The 19,567-nt window shown below is 51.9% G+C and carries 15 protein-coding genes and 7 pseudogenes; 8 read left to right on the plus strand and 14 right to left on the minus strand.

The features are described 5' to 3' along the window. Positions 1 to 54 precede the first annotated feature (54 nt). A pseudogene (aspA, locus tag ACMZI0_RS18410) lies at positions 55 to 1,495 on the minus strand (aspartate ammonia-lyase). A 487-nt stretch (positions 1,496 to 1,982) separates the two neighbouring features. Between aspA and ACMZI0_RS18415 the strand changes: the two are divergent. From ACMZI0_RS18415 to ubiA, 5 genes are all read left to right on the plus strand, one after another. After that, the gene (locus ACMZI0_RS18415; RefSeq protein WP_415674047.1) at positions 1,983 to 2,453 is read left to right on the plus strand and encodes an FxsA family protein; all 471 of its coding nucleotides are present in this window, start codon (positions 1,983 to 1,985) and stop codon (positions 2,451 to 2,453) included. 219 nt (positions 2,454 to 2,672) lie between these two features. Further along, the gene (locus ACMZI0_RS18420) at positions 2,673 to 2,966 is read left to right on the plus strand and encodes a co-chaperone GroES (protein ID WP_415674048.1); all 294 of its coding nucleotides are present in this window, start codon (positions 2,673 to 2,675) and stop codon (positions 2,964 to 2,966) included. Positions 2,967 to 3,001: 35 nt separating this feature from the next. Continuing rightward, complete coding sequence (groL, locus tag ACMZI0_RS18425) at positions 3,002 to 4,648, plus strand: chaperonin GroEL (protein ID WP_415674049.1); 1,647 nt, start codon at positions 3,002 to 3,004, stop codon at positions 4,646 to 4,648. Positions 4,649 to 5,030: 382 nt separating this feature from the next. After that, positions 5,031 to 5,579: a chorismate lyase gene (gene ubiC / locus ACMZI0_RS18430; protein ID WP_415674050.1), complete on the plus strand. Its 549-nt coding sequence runs from the start codon at positions 5,031 to 5,033 to the stop codon at positions 5,577 to 5,579. 12 nt (positions 5,580 to 5,591) lie between these two features. Beyond that, positions 5,592 to 6,455, plus strand: coding sequence for a 4-hydroxybenzoate octaprenyltransferase (ubiA, locus tag ACMZI0_RS18435; RefSeq protein WP_415674051.1), 864 nt, complete (start codon positions 5,592 to 5,594; stop codon positions 6,453 to 6,455). 83 nt (positions 6,456 to 6,538) lie between these two features. Here the strand turns inward: ubiA and plsB are convergent, their stop codons facing one another. After that, complete coding sequence (gene plsB, locus ACMZI0_RS18440; RefSeq protein WP_415674052.1) at positions 6,539 to 9,004, minus strand: glycerol-3-phosphate 1-O-acyltransferase PlsB; 2,466 nt, start codon at positions 9,002 to 9,004, stop codon at positions 6,539 to 6,541. 128 nt (positions 9,005 to 9,132) lie between these two features. Here plsB and ACMZI0_RS18445 point away from each other — a divergent pair. After that, positions 9,133 to 9,484: pseudogene (locus tag ACMZI0_RS18445) on the plus strand (diacylglycerol kinase). Positions 9,485 to 9,604: 120 nt separating this feature from the next. Then, the gene (lexA, locus tag ACMZI0_RS18450; protein ID WP_415674053.1) at positions 9,605 to 10,216 is read left to right on the plus strand and encodes a transcriptional repressor LexA; all 612 of its coding nucleotides are present in this window, start codon (positions 9,605 to 9,607) and stop codon (positions 10,214 to 10,216) included. A gap of 71 nt (positions 10,217 to 10,287) precedes the next feature. On the opposite strand, the gene zur is transcribed toward lexA, so the two are convergent. Both zur and ACMZI0_RS18460 read right to left on the minus strand, forming a co-directional pair. After that, positions 10,288 to 10,821, minus strand: coding sequence for a zinc uptake transcriptional repressor Zur (gene zur / locus ACMZI0_RS18455; RefSeq protein WP_415674054.1), 534 nt, complete (start codon positions 10,819 to 10,821; stop codon positions 10,288 to 10,290). Between the two features lie 99 nt (positions 10,822 to 10,920). Further along, complete coding sequence (locus tag ACMZI0_RS18460) at positions 10,921 to 11,622, minus strand: pirin family protein (RefSeq protein WP_415674055.1); 702 nt, start codon at positions 11,620 to 11,622, stop codon at positions 10,921 to 10,923. 108 nt (positions 11,623 to 11,730) lie between these two features. Between ACMZI0_RS18460 and ACMZI0_RS18465 the strand changes: the two are divergent. Beyond that, positions 11,731 to 12,606 (plus strand): annotated as a pseudogene (locus ACMZI0_RS18465) (LysR family transcriptional regulator). Positions 12,607 to 12,639: 33 nt separating this feature from the next. Here the strand turns inward: ACMZI0_RS18465 and ACMZI0_RS18470 are convergent. The 10 genes and pseudogenes from ACMZI0_RS18470 to ACMZI0_RS18515 form a co-directional block, all read right to left on the minus strand. After that, positions 12,640 to 13,611, minus strand: coding sequence for a glutathione S-transferase family protein (locus ACMZI0_RS18470; RefSeq protein WP_415674056.1), 972 nt, complete (start codon positions 13,609 to 13,611; stop codon positions 12,640 to 12,642). A gap of 92 nt (positions 13,612 to 13,703) precedes the next feature. Beyond that, positions 13,704 to 14,099: pseudogene (locus ACMZI0_RS18475) on the minus strand (DoxX family protein). A gap of 190 nt (positions 14,100 to 14,289) precedes the next feature. After that, positions 14,290 to 14,574: a YqjK-like family protein gene (locus tag ACMZI0_RS18480; RefSeq protein WP_415674057.1), complete on the minus strand. Its 285-nt coding sequence runs from the start codon at positions 14,572 to 14,574 to the stop codon at positions 14,290 to 14,292. Beyond that, on the minus strand, positions 14,571 to 14,780 hold the full coding sequence (locus tag ACMZI0_RS18485; RefSeq protein WP_415674058.1) for a hypothetical protein: 210 nt from the start codon (positions 14,778 to 14,780) through the stop codon (positions 14,571 to 14,573). Before ACMZI0_RS18485 ends, ACMZI0_RS18480 begins: the two co-directional genes overlap by 4 nt. A 41-nt stretch (positions 14,781 to 14,821) precedes the next feature. Then, positions 14,822 to 15,127, minus strand: coding sequence for a DUF883 family protein (locus tag ACMZI0_RS18490; protein WP_415674059.1), 306 nt, complete (start codon positions 15,125 to 15,127; stop codon positions 14,822 to 14,824). Positions 15,128 to 15,312: 185 nt separating this feature from the next. Further along, positions 15,313 to 15,630: pseudogene (locus ACMZI0_RS18495) on the minus strand (DUF1090 domain-containing protein); the annotation flags it as partial. A gap of 217 nt (positions 15,631 to 15,847) precedes the next feature. After that, the gene (mzrA, locus tag ACMZI0_RS18500) at positions 15,848 to 16,123 is read right to left on the minus strand and encodes an EnvZ/OmpR regulon moderator MzrA (RefSeq protein WP_415674060.1); all 276 of its coding nucleotides are present in this window, start codon (positions 16,121 to 16,123) and stop codon (positions 15,848 to 15,850) included. A 1-nt stretch (position 16,124) separates the two neighbouring features. Then, complete coding sequence (locus tag ACMZI0_RS18505; protein ID WP_415674061.1) at positions 16,125 to 16,799, minus strand: DedA family protein; 675 nt, start codon at positions 16,797 to 16,799, stop codon at positions 16,125 to 16,127. A gap of 414 nt (positions 16,800 to 17,213) precedes the next feature. Beyond that, positions 17,214 to 17,994, minus strand: a pseudogene (exuR, locus tag ACMZI0_RS18510) (transcriptional regulator ExuR). Between the two features lie 250 nt (positions 17,995 to 18,244). Next, positions 18,245 to 19,543 (minus strand): annotated as a pseudogene (locus ACMZI0_RS18515) (MFS transporter). Positions 19,544 to 19,567 lie beyond the last annotated feature (24 nt).

Raw genomic sequence — 19,567 nt, forward strand, 5'->3', positions numbered from 1 at the left:
GGGTAACTTTAGCGCGCTGTATTACCTTGCGCGCTGCGTTGACCGAGCAAACGCTTAAGAAGCGTCGTTGTCATCCGTGTAACGTTTGGCCTTATAGGCTGGGTGCATCAGGTTTTGCACAGAGAAAATATCATCCAGTTCGCTTTCGGTCAGCAGGCCGCGCTCCAGCACCACTTCACGCACGCTCTTACCGGTTTCAGCACAAATCTTGCCAACAATGTCGTCATTGTGGTGGCCGATAAACGGATTGAGGTAGGTGACAATACCGATGGAGTTGAAAACGCAGGCTTCACACACCGCTTTGTTGGCCGTAATGCCGTTAACGCATTTTTCCAGCAGGTTGTAGCAGGCGTTGGTGAGGATATGAATTGACTCAAACATCGCCTGGCCGATCACCGGCTCCATCACGTTGAGCTGCAACTGACCGGCTTCAGAAGCCATGGTGACGCAGGTATCGTTACCAATCACCTTGAAGCACACCTGATTCACCACCTCCGGCACCACCGGGTTCACCTTGGCGGGCATGATGGAAGAGCCGGCCTGCAACTCCGGCAGGTTGATTTCATTCAGGCCCGCGCGCGGACCGGAAGAGAGCAGGCGCAGGTCATTACAGATCTTCGACATATTCACCGCCAGACGTTTCAGCGCGCCATGCACCATCACATAAGCGCCGCAGTCGGACGTGGCTTCAATCAAATCCTCGGCGGGCACGCAGGGCAGGCCGCTCACTTCCGCCAGACGTTGAACGGCTAATTGTTGGTAACCGTCCGGTGTATTCAACCGCGTGCCGATGGCGGTCGCGCCCAGATTCACTTCCAGCAGTAATTCGCCGGTGCGCAGCAGGTTTTTGTTCTCTTCGTTAAGCAGCACATAGAAGGCGTGGAACTCCTGGCCCAGTGTCATCGGCACCGCATCCTGCAACTGGGTACGTCCCATTTTCAGGATGGTTTCAAATTCTTTGGCTTTGCGCTCAAAGCCGTCAGCCAATTGAGTAATGGCGTCTACCAGCTTCAGGATGGCACTGTACACTGCAATACGAAAGCCAGTGGGATAGGCATCATTGGTGGACTGGCATTTGTTAAGATGATCGTTGGGGTTGAGGTATTGGTATTCCCCTTTTTGATGGCCCATCAGCTCCAGACCAATATTGGCCGGCACTTCATTGGTATTCATATTGACGGACGTTCCTGCGCCCCCCTGGTACACATCGACCGGGAACTGGTCCATGCATTTGCCGTTGTTCAACACAATCATCACAGGCACGGATGATGGTATCGGCAATCGGCCGAGGGATGGTTTTTAACTCGCGGTTAGCCAGGGCGGCAGCCTTTTTGACCATCACCATGCCACGCACGAACTCAGGGATATCACTGATTTTGTGGTTACTGATGTAGAAATTTTCAATTGCCCGCAGGGTGTGAATGCCATAGTAGGCATCGGCGGGAACTTCACGGTTACCTAACATGTCTTCTTCAATACGGATGTTGTCTGACATGAGAGCTTTCTCTTGAATCCTGCAACTTGATGAGAACGCGTTTTGCTAACAATTTTAGTGTTAACAAAAAAGCGTACTAACAAACAATTGTCATTATCACGATGGTGTTACCACAAAATGTATCACCACAGGCAACAGTCGCAGAACGATTGACCATAACTGCCTCCGCTGGTGTGATGATATATTGTATAGAATCCCAAAAGCGTAGTTTCGATCACTCAATGAAGATGTGTAATTAATAAAGTAAATAAATTGCGATAGTCGTCACAGGTGATTATTTCATCGTGAAATTTTATGCTGATAGGTTGAAAATGCTCGCCCGCGCCTCTACTTATTATAAAAATTATAGGGGTTTATGTTGGATCTCAGGTGATATGTCTTCATGATGACCCGATGAACAACAGATGACGGCAACCAGCCATTGCGGCGGAGGCTGTTCGGGTTTGTTCCCTCGATAACAACCAATTCAATAAATCAGGAAAATCCAGTGCGCTGGTTACCGCTGTTCCTACTCTTTCTTTTTGCCTACATCGAAATTTCGCTGTTTATCCGCGTTGCGGAAGTGCTGGGCGTTGCGGTGACGCTGCTGCTGGTGGTATTCACCTCCTGTATCGGCGTCTCGCTGGTGCGTAATCAAGGCGTAAAAACCTTTATTCAAATGCAGCAGAAAATCGCGGCGGGAGAGAGTCCTGCGGCGGAGATGGTGAAAAGCGTATCGCTGGTGTTGGCGGGTTTTTTGCTGCTGCTGCCCGGTTTTTTCACTGACTTCCTTGGATTGCTGCTGCTGTTGCCCCCGTTGCAAAAGCGTCTGACGGTCAAACTGATGCCCCATCTCCACATTTGGCGCGGCTCTGGTGCTGCACCGTCTGGTGGTAGCGGTAACACCTTCGACGGTGAGTACTACCGTAAAGATGACGATCGCAGAAACATTGAGCAGAAAGACGATCAAGACAAATAATGACGGTGGCATGCTGATCAGTAAATCAATAATAACTACATGTTTTATCTTTTTTTTTTATTTTCTCTCATCAGTATTTCATTACATTCGTAAAAAAATATCTTTTTTTCCCTTGAAGGGAAGCGAATCGTCCCCACTTAGAAATTCACAAGGTGGGTACGAAAGCGTACCCGGTGTTAATCCAAAACTGATATGGACTTTCTCAAAGGAGAGCTATCAATGAAAATTCGTCCATTGCATGACCGCGTAATCGTCAAGCGTAAAGAAGTCGAATCCAAATCTGCTGGCGGTATCGTTCTGACCGGTTCTGCTGCGACCAAATCCACCCGTGGTGAAGTACTGGCTGTCGGTCATGGCCGCATTCTGGAAAATGGCGACGTGAAACCGCTGGATGTGAAAGTTGGCGATATTGTCATTTTTAATGATGGCTATGGCGTGAAGGCCGAGAAGATCGACAACGAAGAAGTCCTGATCATGTCTGAAAGCGACATCCTGGCGATTGTTGAAGCGTAATCATCTGAACTGAAAGAATTTAAGGGAAATACACCATGGCAGCTAAAGACGTAAAATTCGGTAATGACGCGCGCGTAAAAATGCTGCGCGGCGTGAATGTTCTGGCAAACGCAGTAAAAGTGACTCTGGGCCCGAAAGGCCGTAACGTGGTTCTGGACAAATCCTTCGGTGCACCGACCATCACCAAAGATGGTGTGTCCGTAGCGCGTGAAATCGAACTGGAAGACAAGTTCGAAAACATGGGTGCCCAGATGGTAAAAGAAGTTGCCTCCAAAGCGAATGACGCTGCGGGCGACGGCACTACCACTGCAACCGTACTGGCTCAGGCTATTGTAAACGAAGGTCTGAAAGCCGTTGCTGCGGGTATGAACCCGATGGATCTGAAACGCGGTATCGATAAAGCCGTTATCGTCGCTGTTGAAGAACTGAAAAAACTTTCTGTACCTTGCTCTGATACCAAAGCCATTGCTCAGGTGGGTACCATCTCTGCCAACTCCGACGACACTGTGGGTAAACTGATCGCCGAAGCCATGGAAAAAGTGGGCAAAGAAGGCGTTATCACCGTGGAAGAAGGCTCCGGCTTGCAAGATGAATTGGCCGTCGTGGAAGGGATGCAGTTCGATCGCGGTTACCTCTCCCCGTATTTCATCAACAAACCGGAAACTGGTTCTGTTGAGCTGGAAAGCCCGTTCATCCTGCTGGCTGACAAAAAGATCTCCAACATCCGTGAAATGCTGCCGGTGCTGGAAGCCGTTGCCAAAGCAGGCAAACCGCTGCTGATCATCGCAGAAGATGTTGAAGGCGAAGCGCTGGCTACGCTGGTAGTTAACACCATGCGTGGTATCGTTAAAGTTGCTGCCGTGAAGGCACCGGGCTTTGGCGATCGTCGTAAAGCGATGCTGCAAGACATCGCTACCCTGACTGCCGGTACTGTTATCTCTGAAGAGATCGGTCTGGAGCTGGAAAAAGCCACGCTGGAAGATCTGGGTCAGGCAAAACGCGTTGTGATCAACAAAGACACTACCATCATCATCGATGGTGCGGGTGACGAAGTGACTATTCAGGGTCGCGTTGGCCAGATTCGTCAGCAGATCGAAGATGCGACTTCCGATTACGATCGCGAAAAACTACAAGAACGCGTAGCCAAACTGGCGGGCGGCGTTGCAGTTATCAAGGTTGGCGCGGCGACTGAAGTCGAAATGAAAGAGAAGAAAGCACGTGTTGAAGATGCGCTGCACGCAACCCGTGCTGCTGTTGAAGAAGGCGTGGTTGCAGGTGGTGGCGTAGCGCTGATTCGCGTAGCCAATGCCATTCGCGAACTGCAGGCTGAAAACGAAGATCAGAACGTGGGTATCCGTGTTGCGCTGCGCGCCATGGAAGCACCACTGCGTCAAATCGTTGAAAATGCCGGTGAAGAGCCGTCCGTTGTGGCTAACAACGTAAAGGCAGGTGAAGGTAACTACGGTTACAACGCGGCAACAGAAGCCTATGGCAACATGATCGACATGGGTATTCTGGATCCGACCAAAGTCACCCGTTCTGCACTGCAATACGCTGCATCTGTTGCTGGCCTGATGATCACCACCGAATGTATGGTGACCGAGCTGCCGAAAGATGATAAAGCCGACTTAGGCGCTGCTGGCGGTATGGGTGGTATGGGTGGTATGGGTGGTATGATGTAATCAACGCCAGGCATGAGTACACAGTGCTGATGTCTGGATTGATAGCACTCACACGCTTTTAGACCCAACACGAACACTATCTGGTATTTCGCCAGATAGTGTTTTTTTATGCCTCTTCTATGTCGTTTTTCTGAGCAAACGGCGATCAAATTTTGCCAATGCGCTGTCAAAGATTAAAAAAATGTTATCATATTACGCACCCAACGGTGGCTGGGTGTGCCAAGGCGTGACGTTTCTGCGCTACAATAGGTGCCGCGTTATGCTCTTCACCAAACCAGACCAACAATACTGAAATCACTGGCGTGAATGATGAAAGCACGGCATATCGGAGCAGTATCGATGACCATTGTCATGCATTAACCGCCACCATTGGAGTAGGGATATGTCCGATGCAGCGTTAGCATTGCTGCGCACCATAGAATGGTTGCACGCGACCGATTGGTTAAAAGAAACACCGATGGCGTTGCCATCCCCTGTAGATACCTGGTTGACAGAGACCGGTTCAATGACGCAGCGGCTGGAACGACATTGCACACAGTTGACGGTAGTGCCGTACTATAATGACTATGTTACTGCCGACATGCTGGGTGATGAAAAGCGCGAGTTGCCTGACAGCGAGCGTTATTGGTTGCGTGATGTGATTATATACGGTGATGGGCAGCCTTGGTTGGCCGCCAGAACCTTGATTCCTCCTTCAGCGCTTGAGACGTCTGTTTCGGCGCTGACAACGATTGGCGATACACCGCTCGGGCACTATTTGTTCAAGCAGGATTCCCTGCAACGCGATTACATTCATATCGGGCGCTGTGAAAACCTGTGGGCTCGGCGATCCCGTTTGTGTCTGTCAAATCAGCCAATATTGCTGACCGAATTGTTTTTGCCCTCGTCCCCTGTGTATGGTTTTCCAGGTGTTGACGGGGGTAACCGTTAAGGAGAAATAACGTTGGAACGAAGTATGACAGCGGGAAAATGGGGCGCTTACTGTCGGTTAATGCGTATTGATAAACCGATAGGTTCCCTGCTGCTACTCTGGCCAACCCTCTGGGCTTTATGGCTGGCGGGCGGCGGGGTGCCGCAGCCGTGGACGCTGCTGGTTTTTGTCGCGGGCGTATTTCTGATGCGTGCAGCGGGATGTGTGATCAATGATTATGCTGACCGCCATTTTGATGGTCATGTGAAGCGTACCGCGTCTCGCCCGTTACCTAACGGTCTGGTGAGCGAACAATCGGCAAAAGTGCTGTTTGTGGTTCTGGTGCTGATGGCATTCGCTCTGGTGCTGACCCTGAACCGCATGACCATTTGGCTCTCCGTAGCGGCGTTGGCATTAGCATGGATTTACCCCTTTATGAAACGCGTTAGCCGTCTGCCGCAGTTCGTGTTAGGTGCCGCATTTGGCTGGTCAATTCCCATGGCTTATGCTGCTGTAAGCGAATCCCTGCCCGGGAGCGCCTGGATCATGTTTTTGGCCTACATCTGTTGGACTGTGGCGTATGACACGCAATATGCCATGGTCGATCGCGATGATGACCTCAAAATTGGCATTAAATCCACCGCGATTTTGTTTGGGCGCTTTGATACGTTGATCATCGGCTTGTTACAGGCGAGCATGCTGGCGTTGATGGTGGTGTTAGGTATCCAGATGAAGCTGGGCGCGGCATTTTACATCACGGTATTTATGGCGGCTGGCTTGTTCGGTTATCAGCAATGGCTGACATCCGGGCGTGAGCGTGATGCCTGTTTCCGAGCCTTCCACAACAATAACTACGTGGGCATGGTGCTGTTTGCGGGGATCGTGCTGGGGCTGTGAAATGACCCGGCATCACACATCGCATGTGATGATCGCATGTGATGCCGGAGCAAAGCGGCAAGACCTGGTACCGTAGCGTAAAACTACTCTTCTGCCACTTCCTGTTTTTCTTCTTCGGGTTCTGCGCTGGTAGGCGTACTGGCGCTTTCAATCGTCAACCTGACTTCCGGTGTGATCGAATCGCTCAGAATACGGTAGAGCTCCAGCGTATTGCGTGTATCCACGCTGCTGCTATCGCTGATATAGCCTTCCTGACGCAGCGTTGCGACCAGAGTTGAGAACACCGCCTTATCAAAGAACTCTGGTGCGTTAATGCCATGCAGCACAGACAGACGCTGGGCCATATTGCGGCTCTCTTTCTCCAGTGTGCCACGGTTCATTTCCGGGTTAGCACCGAGTAATGCAAGCGGGATGGCGTAGCGTTGCAAGGTTTCCCGCACACCGGCGGCCAGCAGTTGAAGTGTACGGATGCGTGGCGGATTCAGCACCAGCGAGTCTTGCTTGACGACAATCAGCTCCTGGCGCACTAGCTCTGCGGTTAATGTTTCAATGACGGCAGGCAGGGTTTCTTTGCTGAAATGCAGGAACAGTTCGGCTTGAATTAGCGGATAAATCAATAACATCTGACGTGCTAACTCGTCCGGCGTGATCCGCCCACGGTGCATGACAATGCTGGAGATCATGGAGGGCAGCACCAGCAAGTGCTGGATGTTATTGCGGTAATACGTCATCAAGACGGCCTGCTCACGCGGCAGAATAATGATGTCGCCAATGTTGTCTTGTTCGACTTCGAATTTGTTCATTGCCAGTGCGTGTTCCAGCAGCTCTGGCACCGTCCTTTTCGGTGCGGTGACATCTTTGCTGTATGGCACGTTGCGTAACAGTTGTAAATAGCAATCCAACTGCTCATGCATTTGCTCACGCGTCAGTGCGCGCTGACGTGATGCCAGCAGTGCCGTGGAACACAGGTTCATGGCGTTTGCCGCTGCGGCATTGTTAATACGCACCATGATGATATCGGCAATATCCTGCACTGTCGGCGTAAGCCAGGTCGGGCGCTGTGCTTCAATGGGATCGATAGCCTCGCGCCACTGAGGAACATGCTGATTGAGGTAAGGCGTCAGCGACAGCGGCTCGCCGAAATTCACATAGCCTTGCCCCAGATTGCGCAGTTTGCGTAACCCACGCACCATCTGCATGAAACCTTCTTTCTCTTTGGTGGCACCGCGCAGTTCTTTAGCATAGGTGCCGACCTCCATCACATGCTCATAACCCACATAAATGGGCACCAGCGTAATCGGTCGCGTGCCGCCGCGCAGCATCGCCTGAAGGGTCATGGCCAGCGTGCCGGTCTTGGGCTCCAGCAAACGACCGGTTCGCGAACGACCACCTTCCATAAAGTACTCAACGGAATAGCCGCGAGAGAATAGCTCGCCGAGATATTCACGGAAAATGGTGGAGTAGAGCTTGTTGCCTTTGAAGGTACGGCGAATAAAGAAAGCACCCAGACGGCGGAAAATCGGGCCTGCTGGCCAGAAGTTCAGGTTGATGCCTGCCGCAATATGCGGGGGCACCAGACCCTGATGATAAAGCACATAGGAGAGCAGCAGATAGTCCATGTGGCTGCGGTGGCAAGGCACGTAGACCAGTTCATGGCCGTCCTCCGCCAATTGGCGCACCCGCTCGGCATTATGCACGTTGATACCCTGATAAAGCCGGTTCCAGGTCCAACTCAAAATGCGATCGGACAGCCGCACGGCTTCATAGGAGAAGTCAGCAGCGATCTCTTCCATCAGTGCGATGGCATTTTGCTGCGCTTTCTCATGGGAGATTTCCTTGCTGCGCGCCTTATCCTCAACCGCTTTTTTGATCGCCTTCGAGTCCAGCAACTTGTGGAACAGCTCCTGGCGTACTGGCAAACGCGGCCCCACGGCCGCAAGGCGTTGGCGGGCAAAGTGCATGCGAGCGACACGGGCCAGTTTGTGGGCTATGGTTTTGTCAGTGCCGTGTTCGGTTGCCATGTGACGCAGCGACACGATACTGGAAAAGCGTACAAAACTGTCGCGTCCCAGCCAGAGCACGGCGAAAAACTTCTCGACGCCGTTCAGCAGGCGTAGATGCGGTGTGGCACCGTGCTGTCCTTCACGACCCGGAGAGCGGCCAAACATGACAGAAACCGGCACCATCTGCACATCGAGATAGGGATTGTTGCGGTGCAGGTCCAGATAATCGTGGAACAGTTTGATGGATTCCTGCTTCGGTGTGTAATAGCGGAATACGCGCGGGCCATCGTTGATAAACACGTGGCTCGGCAGTGATACACCGTCAATTTCCGTGGGTTCCAGCGGATCGGGCAGATCCAGCGCCTGGCATTTTGCGCGCAGCGTCAGTAAATCCGCCTGTGAGTTATAAGGCAGCACATAAAGAATGGGGCGAGATGGATCAAGCCCTAATTCCGCCACAGGGTCGTTAGGAATTATCTTGCTTTTCACTAACAATTTAAGTGGTAAATTCAGTAAGTTATAGTAAATTTTACGCCAGCCGGACATAACAACCAGAAGCCTCTTGAGTAGCAATGCGCCGCAAGGATACCAGAAAGTACACGGGAGATCTGTGGTGTGAGACAACGGTGTTACGGGAAAATTGCAAAAAATCTCTGATAAACAGGTGAGAAAACATGAACAAGGCTACCGGAGTGACCCGAATTATCAAAGCAACCGGGTATTCCCTCAAAGGGCTGAAACAGGCATGGCAGCACGAAGCCGCGTTTCGGCAAGAGCTTATGCTGCTGGTGGTGGCGTGTTGGTTGCCGGTGTCATTGCTGGAGCGGCTGCTGTTGATCGGCGTGGTGGTGCTGATGGAACTGCTCAACAGCGCGATAGAGGCAGTGGTGGATCGTGTGGGAACGGACTACCACGAGCTGTCGGGGCGTGCAAAGGATAGATATTGGATCGGCTGCGGTGTTTGTGGCCTTGGTCTTTGCGGCCGTTGTCTGGGTAAGCATTCTGTGGCCTCTGGTACTGGGATGATTTCAGCATGATTTCGGGGTAAAGGTCATAAAAACGCAGGTATTTGTCTCTCTGTGATTCCCAAGCTGCGATGACCTGCATATACTCACAGATAAACTGTATAAACAACCAGGGGGCGGGATGAAAGCATTAACTACCAGACAGCAGCAGGTCTATGATCTGATTCGCGATCATATTGCGCAGTCCGGCATGCCGCCAACGCGTGCCGAGATTGCCCAGCAGCTGGGCTTCCGCTCACCTAACGCGGCGGAAGAGCATCTGAAGGCGCTGGCGCGTAAAGGCGTAATTGAAATCGTCTCTGGCGCATCACGCGGGATCCGCTTGTTGATGGAAGACGAAAATGCTGGCCTACCGCTGATTGGTCGCGTTGCTGCCGGTGAACCTCTGCTGGCGCAAGAGCACATCGAGTGCCACCATCAGGTCGATCCGGCGATGTTTAAACCGCACGCAGACTTTTTACTGCGCGTCAGCGGTATGTCGATGAAAGATATCGGTATACTGGACGGTGATTTGCTGGCGGTACATAAAACGCAAGAGGTGCGCAATGGTCAGGTTGTCGTGGCGCGCATTGAAGATGAATTGACCGTTAAGCGCTTGAAACATCAAGGGAACATAGTGCATCTTCTGGCGGAGAATGAGGCATTTTCTCCTATCGTGGTTGATTTACGCGAGCAGAGCTTCACCATTGAAGGACTGGCTGTCGGCGTTATCCGCAACGGCGAGTGGAGCTGACCGCCGTTAGCCGACAGGGCGTTTCTCTCAAGGGAAAGCCTTTGTCGGTGTGGCGTTTCGGGACGTCAGACTCAACGACCAGGTTTCGCATTCTTGATGGGCACTGAATGGTCGTGGTGGCAGTGCCCTTGTTCGCGGCAATCAGCCACTTCCTGGCAGGCTTCACACAGGCCGTGTGCCTCAACCACGCTGTGGCGGAGCGTGAAATTGGCGCTTTGCGCCAACTGCTGAAGGATCGCCTCAATCCCTTCCGTCTGACGTTCCGCAACTTGTCCACAGCGATCGCAAATGAACAGCGCTGAAGTATGGCTATGCTCTTCAATGTGGTGGCACATGACATAGCTGTTGGTGGATTCAACGCGATGGATAAACCCTTGCTCTAGCAGAAAATCGAGTGCGCGGTATACGGTTGGCGGTTTTGCTTGCGGTTTTGCTTGCGGTTCTGAGGCGCGCAGCAGATCCAACAGATCGTAAGCACTGATGGCGCCGTGTTGCTGTGCCATCAGCCGAAGCACTTCGAGTCGCTGTGGCGTAAAGCGTACATTGCGCTGCTGGCAAATGCTTTCCGCCTGGGCAAGGAGTTTGTCTTGGTCGCTTGAATCCATTGGCATGATCCTACCGCATGATGATGAACACTTCTTTCATCTTACCATGTAAGGCGCGGATCGCGCTGTGATAATCCATCAAAGCACCGAGAAAGCGCTTCAGGCGACCAGATCGATAAGCAGCGCGCGTAGTGGGGCTTTGGCACGGATAGTCAGCTGTTTTTCCTGCTGAATGAATGCGCCGTCTCCGCACTGCAATGTTGTTGCTTTCTCTTGCGGCGTCATGGCTTCCATTGCACCGTGAATCACCTGAAAGTAGGCTCGGTTGCCGTTGAGCGTAAAGGTGTGTTGCTCGCCCTCGTCCAATTGCAGATGATGTACCCAAACCTGCTGACGGAGTTGCAGACTGCCGTTTTCACCTTCCGGCGAGGCGAGCAGTTTGATCTTTGAATCGCACAGGGTAAGCCGTTGCAGCGCGCTGTTTTCCCGTGAAGGGCAGGCATTGAACCACAACTGCAAACGTGTCAACGGCGTTTCATCGCTAATGCTGTGTTCGCTATAGCTTACTGCTGGCTGTGCGGCTAATAATAGGACGTCGCCCGCTTTCGCGCGGATATGCCCGCCGTTACTGTCGCGATATTCCGCTTCACCTTGCGAAAGAATATTTAAAATATCGACCTGCGGGTAGGTGCGTGGCTGAAACGTTGATCCAGGCTTAAGCACTTCCTGGTTCAGCACGCGTAGCGAGGCAAAGCCTAATAACTCGGGATCGAAATAATGGCCGAAGGAGAAGGTGTAGCGCGCTTGCAGCCAGCCGTAGTCAGCTTGACCGCACTGTTCCGCTGTTCTGCATATGATCATGGTTCTGCGCCTCAAAAATTATACTAAACAAATAGTAATTGTGTGGACGTTGGATTGTTAGCTAGTTAATCTGGTGGGTATATTCAAAATTCCTGAATGAGTGAATAAATGGCAAAAGAACGGGCATTAACGCTGGAAGCGCTGCGAGTGATGGACGCCATCGATCGCCGTGGCAGCTTTGCAGCGGCGGCGGATGAGCTGGGGCGCGTGCCGTCGGCGCTGAGCTATACCATGCAGAAGCTGGAAGAAGGGCTCGATGTCGTGCTTTTTGATCGCTCAGGGCACCGCACTAAATTTACCAATGTGGGGCGGATGTTGCTCGAAGCGGCAGACAAACTCACCACCGATGCGGAAGCACTGGCTCGTGGTTGGGAAACGCACATCACCATCGTGGTGGAAGCGTTGATCCCCACCGAGAAACTGTTTCCCTTGCTGGATAAGCTGGCGCTAAAGGCCAATACTCAGGTTTTATTGCTGACGGAGGTGCTGGCGGGTGCCTGGGAGCGTCTGGAGCAGGGGCGAACTGATATCGTGATTGCGCCTGACATGCACTTTAGCGCCTCTTCCGAAGTGAATACGCGCAAGCTATACACCATGAACAACGTTTACGTTGCCAGCCCGGATCATCCTATTCATCAGGAACCTGAGCCGCTGTCGGATGTGACGCGCATTAAGTATCGCGGGATTGCCGTAGCGGACACCGCCCGTGAACGGCCGGTATTAACTGTGCAACTGTTGGATAAGCAGCAGCGTTTAACGGTCAGTTCTATCGATGATAAACGTCGTGCGCTGCTGGCTGGGTTGGGTGTCGCCACCATGCCTTACCCGATGGTTGCCAAGGATATCGCCGAAGGACGCCTGCGCGTGGTTAGCCCGGAATATTCCATGGAGAGCCAGATTATTATGGCCTGACGTCGTGACAGCATGGGCGAAGCAAAATTCTGGTTCTTGCGCGAACTGCCCAAAGTGTTGAACCAGGCGTGATGCAACGTTCGCCCCCACACTGTTTGTCGCTCGCTAGTTAATCTTGTCGCGCCCGTGCGGTGCGTCCAGATCGCACTCAGGCCCAATAGAAATAATGCCGTGCGGATTGATCGTCCCATGGCTGCGATAGTAGTGATGGCGGATATGCGCGATGTTCGCGGTGTCCGCAATGCCGGGGATTTGATAAATATCGCGCAGGAAGCCAAACAGATTCGGGTAGTCAGTCAGTCGACGTTTGTCGAACTTGAAATGGGTATGATAAACCGGATCGAAGCGCAGTAACGTCGTCCACAGACGAATATCCTGGTTGCCAGTCAGGTAACGTTGCTGCGCCAGGCGGGTTTCCAGCGAATCCAAAGCGTCAAATACGCTATTGACTGCCTCATCATACGCGCTTTGTGAGGTAGCGAATCCAGCTTTGTACACACCGTTATTAATAGTTGGATAAATCCACTCGTTTAACGCATTGATGTCAGTCTGAAGCGCTGGCGGGTAGTAATCGCCAGGCGTTGCCCCAATGCCATCAAACGCCGAATTGAACATGCGGATAATGTCGGCGGATTCATTGCTGACAATGGTGTGGCGTTCTTTATCCCACAGCACGGGGACAGTAACGCGTCCGCTGTAATCGGCGTTGGCATGCAGATACAGCTGATAGAGAAATTCGTGCTGAGAGAGGGAATCACCAGTGGTGTCGGGAAAATCAATGCCGAAAGTCCAGCCATGATCCAACATCAGTGGATGCACCACGGAGACGCCGATGTGTTCCTGTAGCCCTTTAAGCTGGCGCATGATCAAGGTGCGGTGTGCCCAGGGGCAGGCGAGAGAAACATAGAGGTGATAGCGATTGGGCTGCGCTTCGAATCCGCCTTCGCCCGTGCTGCCCGGTGCGCCATCTGGCGTTATCCAGTGGCGAAATTGTGAGGTGGTACGTTTGAAGTGACCGCCCGTCTTGCTGGTGTCATACCAGGTATCGTGCCATACGCCATCGATCAACTGTCCCATAGGTCCTCCGTTATCAATGTAAAAACCAGGTCGCAGAGAACCGCGCCGCTGGTGCGAGGGTTATGCCTGGTGTTGGCATCAATCTAACGGTATTACCACTTTTTATTCAAAATACGGTCGATGCTGAACGCGCCCGGGCCCGTTACTGTCAGCAGCAGATAGCCTCCTGCGATGATCAGGTTCTTCAGGAACATCAACTGGTTTACGCCTTCTGCAAAGTTAGTGTGAAACAGCAGGGCAGTAAGCAGCGTGAATCCAGCAGTGAAAATCGCCACGGTGCGGGTCAGAAGACCGAACAGCACCGCCAGACCGCCAACCAACTCCAGCAGGATTGTCAGCGGCAGCAGAAAAGTCGGAACGCCCATGGCCTACATATATTGCGCGGTGCCCGCATAAGCATCACCCAGTTTGCCGTAACCCGCCACGATGAACAGGATGGGCATAAAGATGCGAGCGATAAGCAGCGCAGTATTTTCTAAATTTTTCATCATTTGTCTCCAAGGGAAATGGTGTCAGGCAACATGGCTGTATGCCGTTCTATCGCAGGATATCTCTGGGGATATCATCTGCACATCCGGTATGGAGCAAATACTATGAGGGAAATGACTTGGATTCCAGCGAGTTAAATTGTCTGTTTTTTTTCAGAAAATCTGAATATGTACCAACAATCCGCGTTGCTTAGCGAGGAGACAGCGTTTTGTGCAGCAGTTTTAATGTTCCCAGCAGACCAATGCCGCGTCTGGCCCAACGAATCAGCCGGTTAGGGTGGCGTGCGCCATACAGGGCGGCAGCACCAGAAGCAAGAAGCCAGTAGTGACGCCAGGCCATGATGCGCAGCCAGTAGCGATCGTATGAGGCAGTTTTATCCAGCCAAACCCTTCTTTCAGCAACCACATCAATACGCTGTTGTTTTATTTGACGCAAAAGCCGGGCTTTTTCTTCCCGGCGCTGCCGACGATTCATTTATCTTCTTCCTCCAGCAGCGTTCTGTCCGTTAAGAGTTCTTTGAGCGTTGCTTTTAGCAGCGTGGCTCGGCGAGCTTTTAGTAATGTCCACAGGCCAATCACCAGTGCCAGGCCAAGCAGAACGGCGGTGATCCAGGCCAATGCCAACAAACGGTGCTCTGGCTCCAGCCCCCAAATAACGCCCTGTCGTTGTTTTTCGGTCATAACAGTTTATCGGCCATAAAAAATTACCGAACGCCAGTCAATCAGCGGCGTGCGAGCAAAACGCCCAGCACAACCCCTACCGCAGCACCGATACCCACGCAGGTCCACGGGTTCTGCCGAACATAATCATCGGCATAATCGGCAGCTTCTTTGGTCTGGTTAACGATGCGTTCACCGGTTTCACTCAACCGTGAACGTGTGTCTTTCAGCGCGCTTTCCGCTTTACTGCGTAGTTTTTCCAATTCCGCTTTGGATTTATCGCTCGACGAGTTCAAGACTTCTTCCAGGGTATCAGCCAGTGATTTCAACTCATTGCGCAACAGTTCAGATTGTTGGTCTTTAGCCATGATTAACTCCTTTACGATAAATAAGGAATATTAACTATAGCTCAACTTTTACAATTGGAACGGATAAGAGAGAAGAGATAATTCTGATAAGCTGCTATAAGCGCTGAGTAATTCAATAAAACGGGCTCAACGTCTGCCCGTGAACATGTGTTGGGCGGGCACCAAGACAAGCGGAATTTGATGGATTATTGCCCGCTGGCGGCGGCAATCTCCTGCTCGGCTGCACGCAACTCTTGCTGGGCTTCTGCGAGTTTTTTCTGACGTTTTTGGATCTTGTCCGCATCTGCACCGGACTGTTGGCTTTCGCGTAATTCAGCTTCTCGCTCCGCGACTTTTGCTTGTTTCTCAGCCAGATTTTGCTGACGTTTGACACGCAGGTCATCATCCTGACAGTGAGTTTGCACACTGCGCAGCGCAGTTTCCAGACCTTGAATCTGGCCTGTGTTACGGTGCTGACGAGCCTGCGCCAGCTGCTGTTCGATATCATAGGCTTTGGCCGCACAGGTGCCTGCGGGGGGGCCTTTGCGTCGGCGGCATACGCAGTCGTTGCTGAGAACGCCAGGCTTGCGATAAAAATGCCACTAATAGCAGTGAGTTTTTTCATATCATCCTTACCCGAGTGTAGAGGTTTTTTGAGTCAGCTTTTGCCGCCAAAAAGGAACCGGTTTGGGCGGTTGCTGAGTGATGATTTTTGCCTGCGGAAATGAGGAACGAAGCGCCTCACGCGCGGCAGGCAAAGGTCTGTTCCGATGAAGCCAGTCTGACAATCAGGCTGTCCTGCGCAGGAGTAATACTTTTGATAGCGATACCGCGCTCATTGAGACGCTGGTAAACGTAAAAACCATCAGGGAGCGGGGCGCCCTGATGGTGAGGAAAAATGTGCAGCAGCGTTTCATCCTGCTGACGGCCTGGAGTCTGAGTCAGCAGGAGAATCGGCAGCATCACCAGAATCATCATGCGCCAGGTTGCTTTCAGATAACGCCAGCAAAATAACACGTTAGTTCCCTTTTTCTGCATTGTCGGTGCGTTTCTTGCGCCATAAGACTAGCAGTGAACCGAACAGACCGACAAATAATAGCACCAGTGGCAGCATCATCAGGCAAAACATGAGCTCATCTTCGTACTTCATGAAAGCGGGCGTCTTACCTATCGCAAACCCGAGCGAAACCAGAATCAGAACCCACAGCAATCCACTTATCCAGTTGAAAAACTGAAATCGGGCATTGTCCAGCCCTGACAATCCGGCAAGGGCGGGCAGTAGAGTGCGAACAAAAGCCAGAAAACGGCCAATCAGTAGCGCGGACAATCCATGACGGTGGAACAACAAATGTGCGCGCTGGTGGTAGTGCGCGGGGAGATGAGAGAGCCAGCCTTGCACCACTCGGGTATTACCCAGCCATTTCCCTTGAATATAGCTCACCCAACAGCCAAGGCTGGCGGCAGTAGTGAGTAGCGCAATGGTAAAAGGATAATTCATTGTGCCTTTGGCAACCAGCACGCCCACCAATACCAGCAGGCTGTCTCCGGGCAGAAAGGCCGCGGGTAACAGACCATTTTCCAAAAACAGGATCATGAACAGGATAAAATAGAGTGTCCAAACCAGTTTTGGGTCGGCGAGAATATCGAAATTTTGGTGCCAAAGTGCATTAACAAGTTCTTTAATTAATTCCATTCGGTATTCCTAACACAACAGCATGCTACGTGGCCCATCGGCGATGAACTGCACCGACTGCAAGGGTCATTATGTACACCGGCTCGCTATGGTGAGCGCTGTTATAGTAGAACATACCTATGTTCACATATCTCAATGGCTTAATCCTTTTCACTTGACGAACCTGTTTTGTTGCGTCTTGGCGGCAGTAAAGCGGAAAACAGCGGATTAAGCGTAAAAAAGAGCCTCTAACTGTAACAAAAGCCTAAAGGTTGAGATAGGGAATTATCGCAGGAAAATGTGAGATTTATCGCTGCTATTTGAGAGAAAAGGTTTTTTTGCGCCCGATTTTACATTTTCTGACACAAGCGGGTGTTTTCAGAGGTTTTTGCCTCTGTTGAGAGACAGAGGCGACAGGTTTTTTTGTTCGTGTGGTCAGGATTTGTGCACGGTAATCGGCTCAAGATGCACGACTGGATTTTCCGCAAACATACATATAGCGGTCAACGTTGAATTCGAAGTCATCGGTGGTGGCGCGAAACAGCATCTGTTTGGTGTTTTCCAGGTGCTGCCACATCGCCAGTTTGGCGGCGTAGGGATCTTTGCGAATCAGCGCCTTAAGGATTTGATCGTGCTCTTCGCACCAGCTTTCGATTGAGCGGTCGTCAATGTGTTCGTGCAATTTGAGACAATAGGGGTTATGTATCCGCTGGCTCCACATTTTTTCCACGATAGTTGCCATGGCGGAGTTCTGTGTGGCCAGCGCGACCTGAATATGAAACTTCAGATCCCACTCGGAATCACGAAAACGGTCTTCCTGACGCGCATATTCCTGGATCTCCATCAGTTGGACAATGTCCTGACGAGTCACCTGAGTGGCCGCGAATTCAGCAATATTGCTTTCGATTAACTGGCGTGCTTGCAACAGCTCAAACGGTCCGGCGGTGACAAACTCGATATCGCCTCCGCTTGGCACCCGGTGACTTTGCTGATTGGAAATGACATGAATGCCTGAGCCTTTGCGCACCTCGACGTAGCCTTCCACGTCCAGCATGATGATCGCCTCGCGCACTACAGTGCGGCTGACGTTCATCTCTTCTGAAATGTAGCGTTCGGCGGGTAACTTCTCGCCGACAAGATAAACACCACTTTCGATGCGCTGTTTAAGTTCTGCGGCTAACTGTTGGTATAGTCGACGGGGCTCAGTGAGTGCCATATCTTTGCTCTTTAATAGATGACGGTCCGTAAATAGGGATCCTTTCCTTGCGACTTTCCTGCGCCGCAACCTCACCACAAGGGCGAAAAAAGGCTGATAAAACCATCGCGTCGAGATTTATTATACCACTTATTCGTGAAGCCGACCAACATCAAGGTCACAGTTATGCATTATCAGCCTGCAATAAAAACGCCCAATAACCACGGTTATCGGGCATCAAAGCTGGTTAAGCAGCGAGACAGGCAGTGAATTAATGCTGCTGTGCCGTCTCCAGCGTTGCGGCTTCTTCTACTTCTACCGCAGGACGGTTTTGCAGAATAACCCAAATCAGAATGGCACCCAGTACGTCAAAGGCTGCCAGTACGGCAAACAGCGGACCAAAGCCGATAGTATCTGCCAGTGCGCCAACCACCAGCGCGAACAGGGTACTTGCCAGCCAACCGGCACCACCGGTCAACCCGTTGGCGGTAGCGACTTCGTTACGGCCGAACACATCAGAAGAGAGCGTGATCAGTGCGCCGGACAGCGACTGGTGCGCAAATCCGCCCACGCACAGCAGCGTGATGGCGACGTAGGGGCTGGTGAACAGGCCGATAATCCCAGGGCCAATCATCAGTACCGCACCCAGCGTGACCACCATTTTACGAGAAACGATCAAGTTCACTTTGAAATACTTCTGGAACAGCATTGGCATGTAGCCGCCCAGTACGCAACCTAGGTCAGCAAACAGCATCAGCAGCCAGGCGAACATGGCAATTTCTTTCGGGTTGAAGCCATAGACCTTGAACATGAACAGCGGGATCCAGGCATTGATGGTACCCCAGGCCGGTTCAGCAAGAAAACGCGGCAGTGCGATACCCTAGAACTGACGGTTGCGCACGATCTGCCAGGCAGAAATTTTCTTACCGTTATCAGCCTGATGCTGTGATTCTTGACCACTCAGGATGTAATCGCGTTCTTCATCGGTCAGTTTTTTCTGGTCTTTCGGGTGCTTATAAAAAGCGAGCCAGCACAGCGCCCACACCATGCTCAAGGCACTGGTGATGATAAAGGCCATTTCCCAACTGTGCATCACGATCGCCCAAACCACCAGCGGCGGTGCGATCATGGCACCGATCGAGGAGCTTACGTTGAAATAACCCACCGCGACGGAACGCTCTTTGGCCGGAAACCATTCACTGCTCGCTTTCAGGCCCGCAGGGATCATGGCGGCTTCTGCCATGCCTACCAAACCGCGTGAAATGGCCAGACCCTGCCAGCTGTTTGCCATTGCCGTACTGGCACAGAAAATGGCCCACAGGATGGCGAACATGGCATAGCCGACTTTGGTGCCCAACAAGTCCAGTACGTAACCGGCGATGGGTTGCATAACGGTATAGCAGGCGGAATAGGCAGCAATGATGTAGGAGTATTGCTGTGTCGTGATATATAATTGATCTTGCAACGTCGGGGCGGCAACGGCGATAGCATTACGTGTCAGGTAACCGAGGACGGTGCCAATGGTCACCAGCCCGATCATATACCAACGTAGCCCTTTGATTTTACGCATTTGTGTTTTCTCTCCGAGTCAAAA

The sequence above is a fragment of the Symbiopectobacterium sp. genome (assembly GCF_047692315.1).
GTDB lineage: Bacteria > Pseudomonadota > Gammaproteobacteria > Enterobacterales > Enterobacteriaceae > Symbiopectobacterium.